Below are 1,466 nucleotides of genomic sequence, written 5' to 3'. Positions count from 1 at the left end.
CCAATCATCTCGATCGTTACCGGTGAAAAATACGTATTATATTGATAAGGATGATACTTTAAAAATTGACCTGTAGAGTATCTCCCAAAATCCTTTACTACAATATCCCAATTTTTTTCTGGATTTTTTTTAATAAAATTTATAATTGGCTGTACTGCTAATAATAATAATTCTTCAGATGTTTTCCCAACTTCATTCATTTCAACGGGATATCTTAAAATACTTGGATCTTTTTCGTATTGTTGCAATGTCGTTTTTCGGCCATTAACATATATAATATCTGTTTCATTCCGATTCATAAAAGGACTCACCTGGAGCCCGAATTTTCTTATATAAGCCATCGTCAATGTGTGCGAATATGGTATTCTCATCGCTCCAACATCTAGATATAATCCGGTATCTTCCATTCTAACCGTCTCTATCCGGCCCCCTACACGGTTGTTTGCTTCAAAAATCTTCACTTGATGTCCTGCAGCCTTTAATAAAGATGCCGAAACTAATCCCGCCATACCAGCCCCTACTACAATAATTTGTTTCGGGTGTGTCGTCTTCTTCAATCCTTTATCTATAACTTTTAACGTTTCATCCATCTCAGTGTTAAACATTATATCTTTCTGCACAATTCCACCCCTTACTTCATAAAGTGAAACTTTAATCAGTGGGGGTTTTGTTCATCCCCCACTGATTATTAGTTGAACCAATCGGGCGTTTACGGGCAGTTGATCTCCCACCTACCTTCTTTGCTCCAGCCGCATTTTGAGGTGGGAGTTTTATTGCCCGTTAATGCGGGATAAAATATGCATTAGTGGTTTAGTGCATTTTATTCATAAGTTCCTATAAACATAACACCATAGCAATTGGATTATTCACTAAAAATACATAAGGTATAGCTCTCGCATCTCCCCATGCTTCATATAATAAGGAAACGGTAAGGAAGGAGTTAGATAAATGAAACATACTTATGACTACCATGCTACAAAAAAGCATTTGGAATTAAAGAAACAACACCTATGCAAAAAACTTAGTAATATGAAATTATCTAATAAAGAACGTGAACAAATAAAACTCGAGATCGATAACTACGAATATATATTAAACTTAGTCGAAATGAATCATTATGAACGAGGATTCTCTCGTTAAAAGCCGATATAATATCACCCTCTTTTTTGTGTGAGCATTTCACTACGCATTTTTCGTAAGTAAATATATAATAGAATGTACATTAAGATTGAGAGGTATATTCTATGATCAAATTAAGTGTATTAGACCAATCACCTATTTCAGATGGTAGCACAGCAGTTGAAGCTTTTTCACATACAGTTACGCTTGCACAAGAAGTTGAAAAACTAGGATTCACACGTTTTTGGGTATCCGAGCACCATAATTCAGTTAGCTTAGCTGGTTCAAGTCCAGAAATACTCATTTCACATATTGCCGCGAAAACTAATACGATCAGTTTTCGCGGC

The 1,466-nt window shown here is 35.5% G+C and carries 3 protein-coding genes; 2 read left to right on the top strand and 1 reads right to left on the bottom strand.

Translation table 11 applies throughout. The features are described from left to right. Positions 1 to 620 (bottom strand): flavin monoamine oxidase family protein (locus tag AC1DTM_RS26255; protein ID WP_477001259.1); only part of this gene is annotated, 620 nt, incomplete at its 3' end. Between the two features lie 328 nt (positions 621 to 948). Here AC1DTM_RS26255 and AC1DTM_RS26250 point away from each other — a divergent pair. Continuing rightward, complete coding sequence (locus tag AC1DTM_RS26250; RefSeq protein ID WP_016104605.1) at positions 949 to 1,140, top strand: DUF3896 family protein; 192 nt, start codon at positions 949 to 951, stop codon at positions 1,138 to 1,140. A gap of 104 nt (positions 1,141 to 1,244) precedes the next feature. Continuing rightward, positions 1,245 to 1,466 (top strand): LLM class flavin-dependent oxidoreductase (locus tag AC1DTM_RS26245; RefSeq protein ID WP_477001258.1); only part of this gene is annotated, 222 nt, incomplete at its 3' end.

Source organism: Bacillus sp. P4_D3, assembly GCF_056401855.1.
Note: the sequence above shows the minus strand (reverse complement) of the source record. Positions and strands in the feature narration are given on the sequence as shown.

What these genes read in the sequence shown, in the direction of transcription:
- AC1DTM_RS26250 (WP_016104605.1), top strand. Translation starts at nt 949, where the DNA reads ATGAAACATACTTATGACTACCATGCTACAAAAAAGCATTTGGAATTA.